This is a genomic window from Cohnella sp. GCM10020058 (genome assembly GCF_042683485.1).
In the GTDB taxonomy this organism is placed as follows: domain Bacteria; phylum Bacillota; class Bacilli; order Paenibacillales; family Paenibacillaceae; genus Cohnella.
Map to the genome: position 1 here is coordinate 141180 of NZ_JBHUJV010000015.1, position 19303 is coordinate 160482.

The 19303-nt window shown below is 61.0% G+C and carries 8 protein-coding genes; 6 read left to right on the forward strand and 2 right to left on the reverse strand.

What is annotated here, in order from left to right; translation table 11 throughout:
• The first annotated feature begins 110 nt into the window (after window positions 1–110).
• Window positions 111–5123, forward strand: a complete 5013-nt coding sequence (locus ACFSR7_RS25560; RefSeq protein ID WP_378166500.1) for an S-layer homology domain-containing protein — start codon at window positions 111–113, stop codon at window positions 5121–5123.
• A gap of 668 nt (window positions 5124–5791) precedes the next feature.
• Entirely contained in the window at window positions 5792–8386 is a 2595-nt protein-coding gene (locus ACFSR7_RS25565) for a GH39 family glycosyl hydrolase (RefSeq protein ID WP_378166502.1), read from the forward strand.
• A 970-nt stretch (window positions 8387–9356) separates the two neighbouring features.
• Here the strand turns inward: ACFSR7_RS25565 and ACFSR7_RS25570 are convergent.
• Together ACFSR7_RS25570 and ACFSR7_RS25575 are read right to left on the reverse strand one after the other, a co-directional pair.
• Window positions 9357–10235, reverse strand: coding sequence for a carbohydrate ABC transporter permease (locus tag ACFSR7_RS25570; protein WP_378166503.1), 879 nt, complete (start codon window positions 10233–10235; stop codon window positions 9357–9359).
• A 21-nt stretch (window positions 10236–10256) separates the two neighbouring features.
• Window positions 10257–11114, reverse strand: coding sequence for an ABC transporter permease (locus tag ACFSR7_RS25575; protein WP_282912892.1), 858 nt, complete (start codon window positions 11112–11114; stop codon window positions 10257–10259).
• Between the two features lie 342 nt (window positions 11115–11456).
• On the opposite strand from ACFSR7_RS25575, the gene ACFSR7_RS25580 reads away from it, so the two are divergent.
• The 4 genes from ACFSR7_RS25580 to ACFSR7_RS25595 all read left to right on the forward strand — a co-directional run bounded on the left by ACFSR7_RS25580 (window position 11457) and on the right by ACFSR7_RS25595 (window position 19286).
• Entirely contained in the window at window positions 11457–13196 is a 1740-nt protein-coding gene (locus tag ACFSR7_RS25580) for an extracellular solute-binding protein (protein ID WP_378166505.1), read from the forward strand.
• A gap of 98 nt (window positions 13197–13294) precedes the next feature.
• Entirely contained in the window at window positions 13295–15013 is a 1719-nt protein-coding gene (locus ACFSR7_RS25585; RefSeq protein ID WP_378166507.1) for a sensor histidine kinase, read from the forward strand.
• Between the two features lie 7 nt (window positions 15014–15020).
• Window positions 15021–16673 carry a response regulator gene (locus ACFSR7_RS25590; RefSeq protein ID WP_378166509.1) on the forward strand — a complete coding sequence of 551 codons (1653 nt, stop codon included), beginning with the start codon at window positions 15021–15023 and terminating at the stop codon, window positions 16671–16673.
• A 54-nt stretch (window positions 16674–16727) separates the two neighbouring features.
• A complete protein-coding gene (locus tag ACFSR7_RS25595) occupies window positions 16728–19286 on the forward strand; it encodes a glycoside hydrolase family 2 protein (RefSeq protein ID WP_378166511.1) in 2559 nt (852 codons plus the stop codon).
• Window positions 19287–19303: the final 17 nt, after the last annotated feature.

Genomic DNA, 19303 nt, shown 5'->3' on the forward strand with positions numbered 1-19303 from the left:
TGATTTTGTTTTCTATCGCCGTTCTCCGGATTTCGTTATGCTTGGGTGGAAATTCGCCCGTTGTCGGCATTCATGCGGGGAAAAACTTCATGGGGAGAGGAAGCACGGCGATGTTGAAACGAAAATTTGTAAGCGCTGTACTCGCTGTGGCGATGGCGCTTGGCGCGGTTGGGGTACCGGCGCCGGGCGTGTCGTCCGCGGAGACGGCAGGGCTGCAGCTCACGTTCGACCTGGGCGCGCAGGGCCAGACGATATCGAACAAGTTTTACGATCTTACGGTGTGGGATTTGAACGAGCATTGGACGGAGGAGGCGGAGAGCCAGCCATCCGACTATTTCGCGGAGCGGTATCCGTTCATCGACCGCGTCCAGCTGATGACGGCGACAGGCGGCTGCTATGAAGGCTATGCCGGCTGCAGTACGAACCGCGATCTGTTCGTCGATCCTGCGGACCGGTCGAATCTGACGGACTACAAGTTCGACGCGCTGATCGAAGCGGCGGGCAATGTCGTCCGGCAGGGGCTGCGTCCGTATATCGTCACCGGTAACGTGCCGATGAAGTACAGCGCCCATCCCGCGATCGGCGGATTCGGGGTGAACGTCAGCCCCCCGGACGACTACAACGTGTATTATAACTACATCAAAGCGCTCGCGGATGCGCTCGTCGCGGAATTCGGCATCGACGAGGTGAAAACGTGGGATTGGGGCGTGCTGACGGAGTTCGAGAACCGCGACTGGTTCACCGACGGCGCGGTCGACCCTGCGGGGACGCGCAGTGCCTATTTTAAACTGTACGACTACACGGTGGCCGCGCTGCAGGCCGCGATCGGAGCGGACAATCTGACCGTGGGCGCGCATGCGATGGCCGTATCGCCGGGCATCTGGAGTCCGCTGGAGTTCATCGACCACGTCGCCAAAGGCATCAACGCCAAGACGGGCGCGATCGGGACGCAGATCGATTTTATCAGCGGTTCGTTCTACGACCAGCGGCCGGGCGTGCCGGCGCCGTCCTCCAAGACGCTGGCGGATACGATCAACATGCTCCGCCTTCGCGCGCAGGAGAACGGGCTGACGAACTTGAAGTTCGGCATCGACGAGGGGAGAATCCTGCAGGGGCCGGACGGCAAGGACTTGTATTCGCGCGTCGTCGGCCACAGCTTCCAGGCGTCCGCGGACGCCAGGCTGTTCAAGCAGATGCACGATTGGAACGCGGATTACTTTTCGATGTGGGGAATGAACACGGAAGGCATCTGGGGCGGGGTCGATTCCGTCAGCGCCCACGTCGCCAATCTGGCTTACCGGATGGTCGGCGATAAACGGGTTAGCGCGCAAGTGTCCGGGACGCCGGCAGGCGCGGGCAACGAGGTCGACGGCATCGGCGGGTATGACGGCGCGGACAACAAGGTGCGTCTTATGCTCTACAACTATAATGCCAATATGAATGCGACCTCGGGCGAAGCGCCGGCGGTGACGATTCGCAATATCGCGCCGTTGTCCGGCAGCACCGTCACGGTGAAGCAGTGGGTTGTTGACGATCAGCACGCCAACTTCTGGCCGACGTGGTGGGAAGACCAGGCGAGTCGGGGGCTAAACGACGCATCCTACAATGTCTGGTCCAAATATTCCGTCGAGGTGCCGCACGCGCTCGTCGGTCAGGCGGATCGGGATTACTGGTACGGCAGAGAGGATGTCTATAAAAATCTGGCCTCGCTCGCCCCGACAACGACGACGGCTACGGTCAGCGGCGGTTCGCTCACGCTGCATCCGACGCTGGGCCATCACGGCGTCGTGTACTACGAGATCGAGAATGCGGTCAGCACGGCCGCGCCGACTGTCGTCACCGACGATCTGAACGACTGGAGCAAGACTGACACGCATAGTGCAGGGCTGACGTTCGATACGGGCAACGCCTCGCTGCTCGGGGACGGCAGCCGGGTGATGCGCAGCAGCTCGACCTTCCGGCCGGAAGGCGGCGAGACGGTCACCTATCATTATCCCGGCATGATCGGCATGACCGTGACGGGGCTGTTCGCCACGAACGGCGAGCGCATCAGCGATTTTAAGCTGTACACATCGCCGGACGGTACGACATGGAGCCGGCAGCTCGGCTGGAGCAGCCGCGATTCTGCGATTAACGACGGGTTATGGACGAAACGCGAATATACGCTCGGCGCGGTACCGGCCGGGACGAATTACATGAAAATCGAGTACCCGCCGGAGCAAGCCTTTTTCTATAATCCGCAGCTGTCCAAGGTGGAGCTTGTCTACGCGGCATGCGCCTGCGATAACGGACTCTCGTATGTCGACGAGCTGAACGACTGGTCGATGGCGGACAGTCACAGCGAGGGGCTTCAGTTCGATACGGGCAACGGTTCGCTGCTGGGCGACAGCAGCAGAGTCATGCGGTCGACGGCCGACCCGGCCAACGCCGATTACGTCGTTTACCGGTTCGACGAGATGGCGAGCGCGCAAGTGACCGGCCTGTTCGCCTCGAACGACGAAGCGATCCGGGACTTTAAGTTTTATACGTCACAGGACGGCGCTTCCTGGACGGCGCATACGGCATTCGATCACGCGGATACGCCGATCACGAGCCTGCTATGGACGAGCCGCACGTATTCGTTGACGGGCATTCCCGCAGGCACCGCCTATCTAAAAGTCGAGTTCCCGCTGGGCGGGGACAACTTCTGGAATCCGCAGCTGGGCCGGGTGGCCGTGCAGACGGCACCGCCCGCACCGGTTAACGTGACCGCGAGCGCGGACGGCATGTCGGCCGTTCAACTGAGCTGGGCGACGTCGCCGGGCGCTAGCGGCTACCAGGTGTACAGGGCTACTGGCATCGATGGTCCGTATGCCAAGATCAACGAGACTCCCGTGACCGCGACCGTGTATCAGGATACCGGGCTTGACGCGGGCACGACTTATTATTACAAGATCGCAGCCGTCGGCAGCGCGGGAGAATCTGCGCCTTCGGCACCGGTAAGCGCGACGACCGCGAGCACGGCAACGGTGACGCACGTGGACGATCTGAACGATTGGAGCGTCGCGTTCGCGCACACCGACGGGCTGGAATTCGATACGGGCAACGGCGGGGTGCTCGGTGATCCGAGCCGCCTCATGCGGTCTCAGACCCGAGAGGAGCCGGAGCAGTTCGTCGTCTACCAATTCGCGGGCATGTCCAAAGCCGTGATTAACGGGTTTTTCGCCTCCAATCAGGAGCCGATATACGATTTCGCGTTTTCGACTTCGCCTGATGGAGAGACCTGGACGGCGTATGAAGACGCGGCCGTGCTCGATTCGCCGATCACGAGCGTGCTGTGGACCAATCGCAAGTATACGCTTGGGGATTTGCCGCAGGGCACCGTTTATTTGAAAATCGCGTATCCGGAAAACGGCGCCTTGTTCTGGAATCCGCAGCTCAGCCGGGTTGAAATTCAGGTAACCGAGTACGGGGCGCCGCCGGTGCCCGCGGGCGTAACGGTCGGCCAAAACGGAACATCGGCGCTGAACGTGAGCTGGACGGCATCCGCCGGGGCGACCGGGTACAACGTTTACCGGGCCGCGGATTCGGCCGGTCCGTTCGAGAAGATCAATGACGCCTCGGTTGTAGACGTCGTTTACGCCGATTCCGGCTTGTCAGCGGGCACGACCTACTACTACAAGGTGTCGGCGCTGGGCGCAGGCGGCGAATCCGGGCTGTCGGCTGCGGCGGCGGGCACGACGGCTTCGGCGGAGGAGCCGGGGGGCGGCGATCCGAGTCCGAGCCCAAGCCCAAGCCCAAGCCCAAGCCCAAGCCCAAGCCCAAGCCCGAGCCCGAGTCCGAGCCCAAGCCCGAGTCCGAGCCCAAGCCCGAGTCCGAGCCCGAGCCCAGATCCGACGCCGAGTCCGGGATCTGGCGGCCAGACGTCGAACGGGGGCGGTACCTCCGTGACCGTCGGCGACGGCAGATTAACGGCGGTGACGCGAGCGGACGAGAAGGGTGCGGCGGTGTTCAAGCTGTCCGAGGCGGACGTTAGTCAGGCGGCCGGGGCGGCCAAGGAAGAAGCCGGTACGTTGACGATCGACGCAAAGGTCGACGGGGTTGCCTCGCCGGCCGAGATTCGCCTCGAGATGCCGATCCGGGCCTTGCTCGGCGAATCCGGCTCCGGCGGCGTCAAGACGCTGAAGATTCAGGCGGGGGCAGGCGTCGTGACGATGGCCCTCGACAAGGCGCCAAGCTTGCTCGGCGAATCGTCGGCAGCCGGTCTGCTGACGCTAACCTTGAAGCGGGTGGATGTCTCGAAGCTGCCGGATGGAACAAGAGAAAAGCTTGGCGGCGGTCAGGTGTATGATTTTGAGCTGACTGCGAACGGCAGCGCCGTCACCTCCTGGCAGCCGTCGGGCGCCATCTCGGTATCGCTGGACTACAGCCTGCAGCAAGATGCGCGGCCCGAGCAAGTCGTTGTCTGGTACTTGCCGAAAAACGGAGAGCCGCAGGCCGTGTCCAACGCCAGATTCGATCCGGCAACCGGACAAGCGACGTTCCGGCCGGGGCACTTCAGCCGCTTCGCCGTAGCTTACGCGGATGTCGGCTTTACCGATCTGCAGACGGCGCCATGGGCGGAGACATACATCCGCGCGCTGGCAGCGAAGGAGATCGTGCAAGGAAGCGGAGACGGCAGCTTCCAGCCGAATCGAACGGCCACGCGCGCAGAGTTTTTACAGATGCTCATGCGAGGGCTGGGTCTGATCGACGGCAGCGCCGCGAACACGCTTAGCGACGTGAAGGAAGGCGCCTGGTATTACGCGGCGGCGGCCAGCGCCCAGACGCTGGGCATCGTGCAGGGCCGCATCGGCGGCACGTTCGACGCGGCCGCGCCGATCACGCGCGAGGAGATGGCTGTGCTCGCCTACCGGGCGGCGCTCAAGGCGGATGCGCTTGCGCCATCGGGTGAAGCCGCTGCGCAGACCGGTTCGTTCGCCGATCAGGCGTCGATCTCGTCCTTCGCCGTACAAGCGATTGCAGCCATGCGGCAAGCCGGCGTCATCGACGGGATGAGCGACGGCCGCTTCCAGCCGAAGGCGACCGCGACCCGCGCCGAATCCGCAGCGATCATTCAGAGACTGCTTTTTCTGCCTCAATAAGAAATCGACAGATGCCGTGCCCGCAAGCACGGCATCTTAATTTCCTTCATTAATAAATCAAACTTTTATGTAACGCCGCTGGATTGTTTGTCTAGTCATAGCGGAACTTTTTTCCGCTAAGCCGGATCGGCGAGTGGGTTTGCGAAGCGATAACGGAATTCATTTCCTTTAATGCGGTGCGGCGAGGGGGGGATGGGCGCGATAGCGGAATTTCTTTCCGCTAAGCCAGGTCGGCGAGTGGGTTTGCGAAGCGATAGCGGAACTCATTTCCTTTAATGCGGTGCGGCGAGGGGGGGATGGGCGCGATAGCGGAACTTCTTTCCGCTAAGCCGGGTCGGCGAGTGGGTTTGCGAAGCGATAGCGGAACTCATTTCCTTTAATGCGGTGCGGCGAGGGAAGATGGGCGCGATAGCGGAATTTCTTTCCGCTAAGCCGGGTCGGCGAGTGGGCTTGCGGAGCGATAGCGGAACTCATTTCCTTTAATGCGGTGCGGCGAGGGAAGATGGGCGTGATAGCGGAACTCTTTTCCGCTAAGCCGGGGTGGCGAGCGGGCTTGCGAAGCGATAGCGGAATTCATTTCCTTTAATGTAGCCGGCCACCGCCCAACCGTCGTTACCCTGCCCCGTTTATGGTTCTTCATCAACATCTTTTAAAAGGAGCGCTGACGCATGAGAATCCGGATAAAAGCCTTGTTTAGCTGCCTGATCGCTGCCTCCGTCGCAGTCGGCGCCGTCTCGCTACCCGCACCCGCCGATGCGGCTTACCAAGTCACGGTGGACGCGTCGGTTCAAAGCGATACGCTGCTCGACACCTTTAACACGCTCAACAGCTGGTTTTACAAAAGCGACTGGACTTCGGCCGCGTCCGGCCAGCCCAACGGCTATTTTGCCGACAATTATCCGTTCGTCCAGTACGTGCGTCTGTTCGCGGCGACGGGCGGCTGCTACGCGGGGTACGCGGGGTGCAACGACAGGGATTTGTTCGTCGATCCGGCCAATGCGTCGACGATGACCGACTACAAGTTCAACGACTTGAAGGCTGCGATCCAGAATGTGCTGAACAAGGGGCTGAAGCCTTACATCGTCACCGGCAACGTGCCGCTCAAGTATTCGACGGCGCCGAATATCGGCGGCTTTAACGTCAACACGAGGCCGCCGGCCGACTATACGGTCTATTACAACTACATCAAGGCGCTGGGGAATTCGCTGGTCTCGCAGTTCGGCGTTCAGGAGATGAAGTCGTGGCGGTGGGGCGTGCTGTCGGAGTTCGAGAACCCCGATTGGTTCTGGGACGGATCGGGAAGCACGCCGGATGCAACGGCCTCCCGCACGGCGTACTTCAAGCTGTACGACTACACGGTCGCGGCGCTTCAGGACGCCGTCGGGGCCGGCAATCTGATCGTCGGCGCGCACGCGATGGCCGTGACACCGGGGCTGTGGGATCCCCGGGATCTGATCGATCACTGCGCGAACGGGACGAATTACAAGACCGGGGGCGCCGGCACGCAGATTAATTTCATCACCGCATCGTATTACGATCAGTCGCCCGGCAATTATACCGCCAACTCGCTGCCGGCGGTCATCGCAAGCTTGCGCGATCGCGCGATAACGCAAGGCCTGACCAATCTTCAGGTCGGCGTGGACGAAGGCTGGTTTTTGACGGATAGCAGCGGCAAGGACTTGTATTCGCGGTCGACGGGGACGGGGTATCAAGGCGCTTATTTGGCGAAAAAAATCAAGGAAACCGTGGATAACGGTATTGATTGGTTTTCGGTATGGGCGCTCAATGCGAACGGCGTATGGGGTGGCGCGAGCGTTCCGACGATATCGACCAACGTAATCGCGCTTGCCCACAAGATGGCGGGCGATCGAAGAGTCGGCCTGTCGATCGGCGGCAGCGCGACGAATGCCGGCAATTACATCGACGGGTATGCCGGCTATAACGACGCGACCAAGACGCTGCGCATCTTTTTGCACAATTATAATCCGAATCCGGCGGCGACGAGCGGGGAGACGATCACGCTCGGCATCAACCAGATTGCGCCCGTCGCGGGCTCGACCGTCAACGTGCGAAGCTGGACCGTAGACGACACCCATGCGAACTATTGGCCGCAGTGGTGGAGCGACAAAGGCTCGACGCTGTCGTCGGCCGACTTCGGCGGATGGTCGCCGCAGACGGTCGAGGCGTCGGCGACGCTGACGAATGCGGCCGCGAGAACCTATTGGAACAGCAGGCTCGGCGCCTATCAGACGCTGGCCGCTTTGACGGCTTCGTCGACTTCGGCCGTCACGGTCGCAGGCAATGCCGTCTCGCTGTCGCCCGCGTTCAACCGGCATGGCGTCGTGCTGTACGAGATTACGAACGTCACGAGTCTCTCGAATACGGTGACGGCTGCCGACGAGGTTAACGATTATACGAAAATGGACAGTCATAGCGCCGGCCTGTTTTTCGACAGCTTAAACGTCTCTGCGCTTGGAGATACGAGACGGCTGGCGAGAACGGGAACGGGCTCGACGCCGGAGTATGTCACCTACCGGTACGACAACGCCAAAGGCTTGTCGCTGACCGGCCTGTTCGATACGTCGGCGGAGACGATCAGCAACTTCAAAGTATATTCGTCGCCGAGCGGGGCCGCGGGAACGTGGACGCTGCAGAGCGGCTATACGACGGCCGACACGCCAATCAACGGCAATCTATGGACGAAGCGGGTTTACAATTGGGCTTCGCTGCCTGCCGGCACTAATTATATCAAGATCGAATTTCCGACCGGCGGTACGTTGAACTGGAATCCGCAGCTCAGCCGCGTATCGGCGAGGTATACGCCGACGGCGGACACCGACCATCTGAACGATTGGAGCAAGGTCGCTACCCACAGCGCCGGACTTGCGTTCGATACGTCCAACGCCACCGCGCTTGGCGACGCCAGCCGTGCGATGCGCACCGGCACGAGCGCCAGTTTGGCAGAATACGTTACGTACCACCGCAGCCATGTGAACGAGGTGCAGGCTGTCGGCCTGTTCGCCACCGACCAGGAAGCGATTCGCGACTTTAACTTCTATGCTTCGCGGGACGGCCAGGTCTGGCTCCCGGTGCGTGCCGACTATGCCGACGTGCCGATCAATGCCGGCCTGTGGACGAAACGAACGTACCGGCTGCCTCCGGAGCGGATTCCGTCCGGCACGAACTACGTCAAGGTCGAATTCCCGGTCGGCGGATCGCTGAGCTGGAACCCGCAGTTGAGCCAGGTCACGATTACGCAGTAGCTTAAGACGCAAGCATTTGGCGCGATATGAAAGGCCCCCTGTCTCAGGCAGGCGTCGATGACGCGCGCCAGGAGGCAGGGGGCATGTTGCGGTTCGCGGGGCTAGACGCCAAAGTATGCACGTAGATCAACACTTGAGCGGTGGCGCGAGGCTAGAAACCCAAAGTGTGCACGTAGATCAACGAGCTTATCACCTACAAAAAAGCCGCGGGGATCACCGTTCCACGGCCTGCGATAAGCGCATTCGGGCACTAACGCGCCCTCACTGGCCCGAGCAACGCCCGGGATAAGCGCATTCAGGCACTAACGCGCCCTCACTGGCCCGTGCAACACCCGGGATAAGCGCAATCGGGCACTAACGCGCCCCGATTTGCCCGTACAGCGCCTGCGATAAGCGCAATAGGGCACTAACGCGCCCTCACTGGCCCGTGCAACGCCCGCGATAAGCGCAATTGGGCACTAACGCGCCCCGACTTGCCCGTGCAGCGCCTGCGATAAGCGCATTCGGGCACTAACGCGCCCCTACTTGCCCGTGCATCGCCCGCGATAAGCGCATTCGGGCACTAACGCGCCCTCACGCGCCCGCACAGCGCCTGCGATAAGCCCATTCGGGCACTAACGCGCCCCCACTTGCCCGTACAGCGCCTGCGATAAGCGCATTCGGGCACTAACGCGCCCCTACTTGCCCGTGCATCGCCTGCGATAAGCGCATTCGGGCACTAACGCGCCCCGATTTGCCGTACAGCGCCTGCGATAAGCGCATTCGGGCACTAACGCGCCCTCACTGGCCTGAGCAACGCCTGCGATAAGCGCATTAGGGCACTAACCCGCCCTCACTGGCCCGAGCAAAGCCTGCGATAAGCGCATTCGGGCACTAACGCGCCCTCACTGGCCCGAGCAACGCCCGGGATAAACGCAATAAGCGCACCCGGGCCCTCCGCGCCCTCCTCGCCCTCACGCGCCCCTCGCGCTCACTCCTTAACCGCCCCCAGCACCATCCCCTTCACGAAATACTTTTGCAGAAACGGGTAGACCAGCAGGATCGGAATCGCGCCGATGAAGATTTGCGAGGCTTTGACGGTTTCGTTGGAGATCAGCTTGACGTCCTCCGGGCGCATATTGATCTTGCTGAAGTCCTCGGTGACGACGATCGTCTGCAGCAGCGTGCTGAGCGGCCACTTTTGCGCGTCGCTGAGGTAGATCATGCCGTCGAACCAGGAGTTCCAGTGGGCCACCATCGTGAAGAGCGAGAGCGTCGCGAGCGAGGGCATCGAGACCGGCAAATAAATGTACCACAGCGTCTTGATATGGTTGGCGCCGTCGATGAGCGCCGCTTCCTCCAGCTCCCGAGGGACCGTTTTGAAGAAGTTGAGCAGCAGCACCATGTTCCACGCCGATACCGCGCCGGGCAGCACAAGCGCCCAGATGGAGTTCATCAGATGCATCTTCTGAATGACGATATAAGTCGGGATGAGACCGCCGTTGAATAACATCGTAAAGACGAAAAACCAGGTGTACATCGTCCGGCCGCGGAACCGCGCGTTCATCTTGGACAGCGGGTAGGCGGTCAGGACGGTGACGGCCATGCCGATGACGGTGCCCAGCAGCACCCGCTCGATCGAGACGACGATCGACTTCAGGAAGTTCGGATTCGAGAACGTCTGCTTGTACGCATCCGTGTTGAAGCCGATCGGCCACAGGCCGACCGCCTGCGCGTTGGCCGGCTCCTTGGCGCTGAACGAGACCGCGAGAATATGGATGAGCGGCAGCACGCAGGCGATGGCGGTGACGAGCAGGAAGGCGAAATTGCAAATATAGAAAAGGCGATAATTTCTGGTTTTATAATACATCGTCGCTCGGCCCCTCTTGGTTTAAAATATGCGGTAGTTGGCGAATTTGAAGGCCATCCGGTACGCGACCACGATGAGCACGAAGCTGATCAGCGCCTTGAACATGCCCACGGCCGCGCCGAAGCTGAACTGTGTCTGAAGCAGGCCGACCCGGTAGGCGAACGTATCGATGATGTCGCCTTTATCGTAGACCAGCGCGTTATACAGGTTAAAAATCTGATCGAAGCCGGCGTTCAAAATGCTGCCGAGCGAGAGGGTGCCCAGTACGATTACGATCGGGGTCACGGCGGGAATCGTCACGTTCAGCGTCTGCTGCCAGCGTCCCGCGCCGTCCATCTCGGCCGCTTCGTACAAGGACGGATTGACCGCCGTCAGCGCGGCCAGGAACAAGATCGTGCCGAAGCCGAATTCCTTCCAGATGTCGCTGACGACGACCGTAAACCGGAACCAGTCGCCGTCTGCCAGAAACGGCACGGGCTCGATCCCGAACAGCGAAGACAGCAGCTGGTTGACGGGGCCGCTGTTGCCGAGCAGGTTGATCAGAATGCCGCCCAGAATGACCCAAGACATGAAGTGGGGCAAATAGACGAGCGTCTGAACGAGCCGCTTGAAGAACATATGGCGCAGCTCGTTCAGCAGCAGCGCGAACACGAACGGCACGAGCAGGCCGAACACGATCTTGAGGCAGGCGATCGCGAAGGTGTTGCGGATGACCTGCACGCTGTCCTCTCTGGACAGCATCAGGCGGAAATGGTCGAGCCCGACCCAGGGCGAATGAACGAATCCGAGCCAGGGCTTGAAGTCCTGAAAGGCGATGACCAGGCCGAGCATCGGCAAATAAAGAAAGACGACGGCGAGCACGATTCCGGGCACGAGCATCGCGTGGAGCTGCCACGTCTGCCGGGAATCCAAAACGGATCTGATAAAATTCAATGGACTTTCCTCCTGCGCGGATAGATTGCAACAGCTGATTTTCGGGCGGAATTTTCGCTTCGGGCGAAGCGCGGGCGGCGGTCTGCAAGCGGCATGAATTTATTGTAAAAGAGTCGTTTTCCCCCAGATACGCCAATCTCTCAACAAAAAAAGCACTCTCTCAACTTTGTGCGGCGTTCGTCCGTTCATGTTGACGAATTGCTATTTTTCTTGATTTTGTTTTCTATTTTCGCCGAAGTTTTTCCGATATGCTGAGTTTGCAAAATCAAATACACGGGAGGTCCACACATGAACTTACGCAACAAACGGATCGCGGCGACGCTGGCGCCGGCGCTTCTGGTATCGATACTGGCCGCATGCTCCGGCAATGCGAACAACAACGCCGGCAGCGCCTCGTCTCCGGCCGCATCGGCCGCCGCGTCGACGGCGAGCGCCGCTACGGCAAGCGCAAGCGAATCCGCGCCAGCCGCCAAGGAGACTGCGCCTTTCCAGAACGGCAAATACGATCCGCCGATCTCGATCAACACGGTCATTCCGATCAGCGACGACATCCAGTACTTCAACGGCGAGACCGCGGAGAAAAATATTTTGTTCGACAAGGTGAAGGCGAATCTGGGGCTCGACATCAAGGTGCTGTGGACGGCGCCGACGAAAAACGAAGGCTTTAAGACGAAAATGCTGTTGTCGCTTTCGTCCGGCGAGAAGCTGCCCGACGTCATCAACACGATGGGCGACACCGATCTGACGAACCAGCTGATCGACTCGGGCAAATTCATGGACCTGACGGACGCGATCGCGCAGTACGCCACGGACGACGTCAAGCGGGTGTACGACGCCAATCCGGACCTGTTCTACTCCGTCACCCGCAACGGCCGCATCATGGCGCTGCCGATCCCGTCCTTCGGCCCGAACGGCTCGCCGGTCATGTACGTCCGCCAGGATTGGCTGGACAAGCTCGGGCTCAAGGCGCCGACGACGATCGACGAGCTAGAGAAGGTACTGGACGCCTTCACCAACCAGGACCCGGACGGCAACGGCAAGAAGGACACGGTGGGGCTGGCGCTGCAGCTCAAGAACCTGTCGGGCGATATTTTCGCCGATACGACCGCGCTGTTCGGCGCGTTCGGCGCCATTCCGAACAACTGGAGACCGGCGGCGGACGGCCAGTCGCTCGTCTACGATCCGGTGCAGCCCGAGATGAAAAACGCGATCACCGAGCTGCGCAACTGGATGGCCAAGGGGTATATCTCCAAGGACGCGCCTCAGCAGGACGGCACCACGGCGACGGGGCTGTTCACCTCCGGCAAAGCGGGCGTCGTGTTCGGACCGAACTGGTTCCCTTATTTCCCGCTGCCCGACCTGGAGAAGAACGTCAAGGGCGCGACGTACAAGGTCTATCCGGTGCCGACCGGTCCGGACGGCGAGGCCGGTAGGCGCGCGTTCCCGCTTGTCGGGGCGACGATACTGATCAACAAAAATTACGAGCATCCCGACGCCGTGTTCAAGTACGCCCAGGCGATGTACGAGTTTGCCCGGGACAGCGGCATCTGGGACATGACGCGCGACAGCCTGATCGAGCAAGGCTACGCGGCGCAGGGCAGCTTCTTCCACGTGGCGAAGTACGGCTTCATGCCTAACTATTTCGTCGATCCGTGGGAGCAAGTGGACGGCTATCTCGACTATATGGCGCAGGGCAAGCCGGGCCGGACGGCCAGCGAGCAGGAGAGCTTCGACGCCTGCAAGAACAATCCGCTCTGCATCGACGGCCAGATCGAGGCGATGAAGGCTTGGAAAACGCAGCAAAGCGCCGATACGATGAACGCGTTCGTCGGCCCGACGACCGATACGCAGAAGACGCAAGGCGATTTCCTCGGCAAGCTGGAATACGAGACGATCGTCAAGATCATTTTCGGCACGAGCCCGCTGGAGGAGTTCGATTCGTTCGTCGCCAAGTGGAAGTCCGGCGGCGGTGACAAGATCACGCAGGAAGTGAACGACTGGTACGCGAAGAACGTGCTTAAAAAATAACGGGGCGGGCAAGCGGAGGCGGGATCGTCCGTCTCTCTTGTCCGTTTTTCCGGCACCTCTCATAATAGAATGCAAAAGCGCGGATGAGGCGATCCTCCATGGTCAGAATGAACAACTTCGTGAAAGTGAACATCTTGATTCTCATTTTGCTGGTGCCGCTGCTGACCCTGTACATGATCTCCAACCGAACGAGCGTTACCGTACTGGAACGGCATATCCGCGAATCCCAGATGGACCGGCTGACCTACCTGTACAAGCAGTTGGACAACAACGTCAATCAGCTGTCGATGATGGCCAACATGCTGCTGCGCGACCCGACGGTCAAGGAATTCCGGGACTTGGAGCTGTACGAGAACGACATGACTTACAACGCGCTGAAAACGGTGCAGACGATCAGTCAGAAGCTGATGCTGCAAAGCGTTGCGAATGCGTTTACAAACTCAGTCGTCATCTACGCGCCCAAGATCGGCAAGGCTGTCGGTCAGTCGTCGCTCGTCTACTACGATGCGGGAGACATCGCGCAGCGGGCCGTGCCGGATTGGCGGTACGACGCGGCGCGGGACCGGTTCGTCATGTATGCCTTCGATCCGATCAGCGAGCGGGGGCTTGCGGAGAATGCCCGGCTGATCGTCGAGGTCGGCTTCACGGCCGACAATATCGTCAAGCTGCTCGACAACAACGACCGGGCCGAGAGCAGGGGCGGCACATTCATGCTCGATCCGTCAAGCGCGACGTCGATCGTGCCCGTCGGCTCGGCGGCGCTGGCCGAGCGATTGAAGGCCGAACTGGGCGGCAAGACGATCCAGAGCCGGGGCTACGATACGATCGAGATCGACGATGTGGGGTATTTCGTCAACTACATGCAGTCGGAGGAGCTCGGCTGGTACCTGGTCGATTATGTGCCGGTGCAAGATATTTTGACTCCCATTACCGAGTCGCGCCGTTATTTCATTTTATTCGCTGCCATCTTGCTCGTCGTCAGCCTGCTCATCTCCTACGTGCTGTACCAGAACATCCGCAGGCCGATCAAGGCGCTCATCCGCGGCGTTCAGCAGCTGAAGAAGGGCAATTATGCCGCGCGCATACCGGTTAAAAAGGACAATGAGTTTACCTTCCTGTTCCACAAATTCAACGACATGGCCGAGGAGATCGACCTGCTTGTCGGAAAAGTTTATGCCGAGCAGCTCCGCTCGCGCGAAGCGACGCTCAAGCAGCTGCAATCGCAGATCAATCCGCACTTTCTGTACAATTGCCTGGCCTTTATGAAGAGCATGGCCGTCCTGGAGGAGAAGGAAGCGATCATCGCCATGTCCGTGAGCCTCAGCAAATATTACCGGTATACGACGCGCAACGAGCAGCAGCTCGTCGCCGTGCGGGAAGAGATGGCGCTGGTCGAAAACTATCTGCGCATTCAAGGGTTGCAGATGAAGCGGCTCAGCGTATCGGTCGAGCTGCCGGATGCGCTGCTGGATAAGCAGATTCCGCGGCTGCTCATCCAGCCGGTCGTCGAGAACGCGATCGTGCACGGCATCGAGCCGTGTGAGACGGCGGGAAGGATCGTCATCCGGGGCAGCTCGGCGAACGGGGAGAACACGATTGTCGTCGAGGACGACGGACCTGGACTGACGGAAGAAGAACGCGGCGCGTTGTCCCGCAAGATCAACCTGCCGCTCACGGACGAGATCGGCTGCGGCTTGTGGAACGTGCATCAGCGGCTCGGCTACCAGTTCGGCGGCCGGTCGGGCTTGCGGTTCGAAGCCTCCGCGGCCGGCGGGCTGACAACCATTCTGCATTGGCATGACAGCGTAGAGGAGTGAAGCGGGCATGTTCCAGGTTCTGCTGGTCGACGATCACGCGCATTTGGTAGACAGTCTGGTCAAGTCCATCCCCTGGGAATCGCTCGGGATCAGTCAGGTTCATACGGCCTACTCGGGGCCGGCGGCGCTCGAGGTGCTGGATACGTATCCGGTCGACATTCTCGTGACGGACATCCGAATGCCGGGCCTGTCCGGGCTGGAGCTGATCCGTCGCGTCATGCAGGCGCGCAAGCGGATCAAGTGCATCGTGATGAGCGGCTACGCCGACTTCGAATACGCCCGGCAGGCGCTGCAGTTCGATACCGTCGATTATATTCTGAAGCCGGCGGAGGACGAGGAGATCGTCGCGAGCCTGCGCAGGGCGACGGAATTGATCCACCGGGAATGGGAGGAGATCAGCTCCCGTCAGCGGGCGTTGACCGCGCTGAGAGAGAACTTCCCCAAGCTGAGGGACGGACTGCTCGGCGAGCTGCTGACAGGCGGCGCGATGTCCCCTTCTGCGCTGGCGCAGCGGCTCGGGTCGCTTGAGCTTGCGTTCGCCGCCGAAGACGAGGTGCGGCTCGTGCTGCTGCGTCCGGACGAGGCGTTTTTTGCCTATAGCCGTCACGATCTGGGCTTGATGGAATATGCCATCGGCAACATTGCCGAGGAAATTTTCCGCGACGGCTATGAGGCCTGGTTTTGCAAGGATGCGCACGGCTATCTGGTTTTTCTTGTTAAGGAAAAGAAATCGCCGGGCGGCGAAGCGGACGCGCAGGCGTCCGAGCCGCCGCGGCGGCAGCGCGCGCTCGAGCGCGAAGCGAGCGAGATTCAGAGCGGCGTCAAAGCTTACCTGCACGGCACGGTATCCGTCCTGATCAGCGGCAGGGGAACCTTCCCGCGCGACGTGCCGGCGCTGTATCAGGCATCGCTCGCCATGATCCGCCAGCGGTTCGGGCAGGAAGGCGAGTTTCTGATCTCTGCGGAGGCGTTCGGCGAGGCGCCGCCGGTCGACGGCCTGACCGGGCTGCACGATACGCCGACGCTCGTCCAGCTGCTGGAGGCCGGGCGCTGGGAGATGCTCGCGGACAAGCTGGAGGCCGTCTTTTCATCGATCGGACGGCTGGACCGGTCTTTTTCCCAGGAGCACATCATGGAAGTCGTCTTTGCCTTGGGCAGCGCCTTGATCTCGATCTGCCACAAGAACGGCAAACGGCTTGAGGACGTCATCGGCGAGCCGTTCGGCGCGCTGCTGCAGCCGTCGCTGCTGCGCAATGTCGAGCAGCTGCGGGAGTGGTCGGCGCGCGCGATCGAGCTGGTGCGGACGGACGATATTCACGGCAAGCAGGGCGAGACGGCGGCCTACTTCGTGAGGCGGGCGCAGGAGTACGTCGAGCAGAACCTGGCGGGAGACACTTCGCTGCAGGCGGTGGCGGATCATGTCTGCCTGCATCCCGTCTACTTATCCAGGCTCTATAAGTCCGAGACCGGAGAGGGGCTGAGCGGCTACGTGCTGCGGCTGAAGATGGAAAAGGCGGAGAAGCTGCTGACCGAAGGCAATAAGAAGGTGCACGAGATCGCCGAGCTGCTCGGCTACGACAATCCGCCTTACTTTATCAAGGTGTTCAAAAAGCACGCCGGATGGACGCCCAAGGAGTATCGCGAACAGCTTCACCGCTAAAGAAGGTTCCGCATGCTCCCGGCGCGACTCCGAATACGAGCAAGGGAGCCGCACATGAACGAACGCATCGATTTGAACGGTAACTGGAAAGTAACGGGCATCATGCCGGATGGACAGCCGGTCGGTCCCTTTGAAGGGACGGTGCCCGGGCATGTTCATACGGATCTGCTGAGGCACGGGTTGATCAAGGACCCGATGTGGCGCGACCAGGCGCTCGAATGCCAATGGGTGGAAGCTTGCGAGTGGATTTACGAGACGGCGTTCGAATGGCCGTCCGGCCGGGACCGCGCCTCCGCGCAGCTTCGCTTCGAAGGATTGGATACGATCGCGGCCGTCTATTTGAACGACAGCCTGGTCGGCGAGGCGGACAATATGTTTATCCCGCACGCCTTTTCCGTCGCGCATGCGCTGCGGCCCGGGCTGAACCGATTGAAGGTGCGGTTTACGCCGATCCCGGTCTATCTGGCGGATAAGGACACGGGCAAATACGTATCGCTGTTTTCCCAGGATCGCGTGTACGTTCGCCGGATGCAGTGTACGTTCGGCTGGGACTGGGTTCACCGGCTGGTGAGCTACGGGATCTGGCGGCCCGTATACATCGAGGCGAAGCCGGCCGGCGAGATTGCCCATAGCTGGGTACGCACGCTGGCGATTCAGGAAGAGGCCGCCACGCTGGCCTGGGAAGTGGAAGCGGCGGGGCTGACGCAGGACGGCGTGCTTCGCTTGGAGCTGGCCGCGCCAGGTGGGGAACCCGTATGGTCTTTTGTGACCGGGATCCGTCCGTCGCAGCCCGTCGTCAAGGGAGAACTCAGGGTGGAGCGGCCGCAGCTGTGGTGGCCGGCCGGTTACGGCAAGCCCGCGCTGTATCGCTTCTCCGTCTCGCTGATGGCGAGCGGCGGCGAGGCGCTGGATACCCGGAGTGACGAGATTGGCATACGCACCGTGGAGGTCGAGCAGATTTCCGACGCGCGCGGCAGCTCCTTTACCATCGTCGTGAACGGCGAGCCTATTTTCGCCAAGGGAGGCAACTGGGTTCCGGCGGATCCGTTCCCGTCCGCGGTGACCGCGGAGCGTTATGCGCACCTGCTGCAACTGCTGGTCGACGGTCATATGAACATGCTGCGCGTGTGGGGAGGCGGCACGTACGAGCTGCCGGCCTTCTGGCAGACGTGCAATCGGCTGGGAATTCTGGTGTCGGTGGACTTCATGATGGCCTGCGCCGAATATCCGGACGATGAGCCGTGGTTCATCGCGGCCATGAAGACGGAAGTCGCGTCGACGATCAAGCGGCTGCGCAATCATCCGAGCCTCATTCTCTGGTACGGGGACAACGAGCTGGCGATGAACAACAACGAAGAAGACGACTACTGGGGCAAGCGGGTGTGCGCCGAAGTGACGACACCGCTGTGCGCCGAGCTGGACCCGTCCCGTCCGTTTTTCCCGACCTCGCCTATTTACGGCCGTCCGTTCAACAGCCAGGATGCGGGGGACTGTCATGTATCACCGTGGTACGAGGTGGACTTTCTGCTTGGCGACATGCGCGATTACCGGGAACGCATTCGCGCGGGACGCGGCCGGTTTCTGAGCGAATCGGCCATCCCGGGCTCACCGCCGCTGTCCTCGCTGCTTAAAATGATGACGATGGCGGACGTGGCGGACGAGCAGGCGGACATCTGGGAATTCAGGACGAAGGACAATCCGTACAACGGGCAGGACGAACTGACCCACTACCGGCTGCTGGAAAAGACGGCTGCGGCGCTGTTCGGGGAGAGCGCGGGTCCGCTTGAGAAGGTCAAGAAGATGGAGTACGTGCAGTACGAGTTCGAGCGCATGCAAATCGAGCATTACCGCCGGCGCAAATACGATTCGAGCGGCGTGCTCTTCTGGATGTACAACGACTGTTGGCCCGCCAGTGGCTGGTCGATGATCGATTATTACGGTTATCCGAAGGCCGGCTATTATGGGGCCAAGCGCGCGTCCAAGCCGGTCATGATCTCGCTGGAGGACCGCGGGGAAGAGCTTGGCGTATGGGTCGTGAACGATACGTTGATGGCGCGGCGGGGCGTTGTCCGGGTACGTTCGGCCACGACCGCGGGCGTGTACGGGGCGTCGTGGAAAATGGAAGCTGTCGTCCCGGGGAACGAGGCAGCGCTGATTCATACGATTGCCAAGCGGGACTTGGGGTTGACGGGCGGCGCGGCCGATGCGGTCGTCCAGGCGATATGGGAGCCTATCGCGACGGAAGGCGGTTCGCAGGGCGGGCGGGGAGGTCAGGGCGGTCAGGGCGGTCAGGATGGTCAAGTCGATCAGAACGATCAAGGCGACAGTGCGATCTTCTTCGACGTCCTGCCGAAGGCGTTGGTCTGTCCGCCCGCGACACTCGAGGTCGAATGCATCCGCCGCGATGAGTCATCCGGTCGCCTCGTAATCCAATCGGACGTATTTGCCCGCGTGGTCACCGTTGAGAATGAGCTGCTGCTCGAGGACAACTACTTCGATCTGATGCCGGGCGAGACAAGAGAAGTCGCTTATCGGACCATGACCGGCGTCGAATGGACCGGCGTGCCGATCGTTACCTGCTGGAATGAAGCGCAAAATGAAGGCGACGAGTAGCGGTATTTTCGTTTCTC

Bases quoted from the DNA above. Each gene is read 5' to 3' on its own strand.
- ACFSR7_RS25560 (WP_378166500.1), top strand. From the start codon at position 111: ATGTTGAAACGAAAATTTGTAAGCGCTGTACTCGCTGTGGCGATGGCG.
- ACFSR7_RS25565 (WP_378166502.1), top strand. From the start codon at position 5,792: ATGAGAATCCGGATAAAAGCCTTGTTTAGCTGCCTGATCGCTGCCTCC.
- ACFSR7_RS25570 (WP_378166503.1), bottom strand. From the start codon at position 10,235: ATGTATTATAAAACCAGAAATTATCGCCTTTTCTATATTTGCAATTTC.
- ACFSR7_RS25575 (WP_282912892.1), bottom strand. From the start codon at position 11,114: ATGCTCGTGCCCGGAATCGTGCTCGCCGTCGTCTTTCTTTATTTGCCG.
- ACFSR7_RS25580 (WP_378166505.1), top strand. From the start codon at position 11,457: ATGAACTTACGCAACAAACGGATCGCGGCGACGCTGGCGCCGGCGCTT.
- ACFSR7_RS25585 (WP_378166507.1), top strand. From the start codon at position 13,295: ATGGTCAGAATGAACAACTTCGTGAAAGTGAACATCTTGATTCTCATT.
- ACFSR7_RS25590 (WP_378166509.1), top strand. From the start codon at position 15,021: ATGTTCCAGGTTCTGCTGGTCGACGATCACGCGCATTTGGTAGACAGT.
- ACFSR7_RS25595 (WP_378166511.1), top strand. From the start codon at position 16,728: ATGAACGAACGCATCGATTTGAACGGTAACTGGAAAGTAACGGGCATC.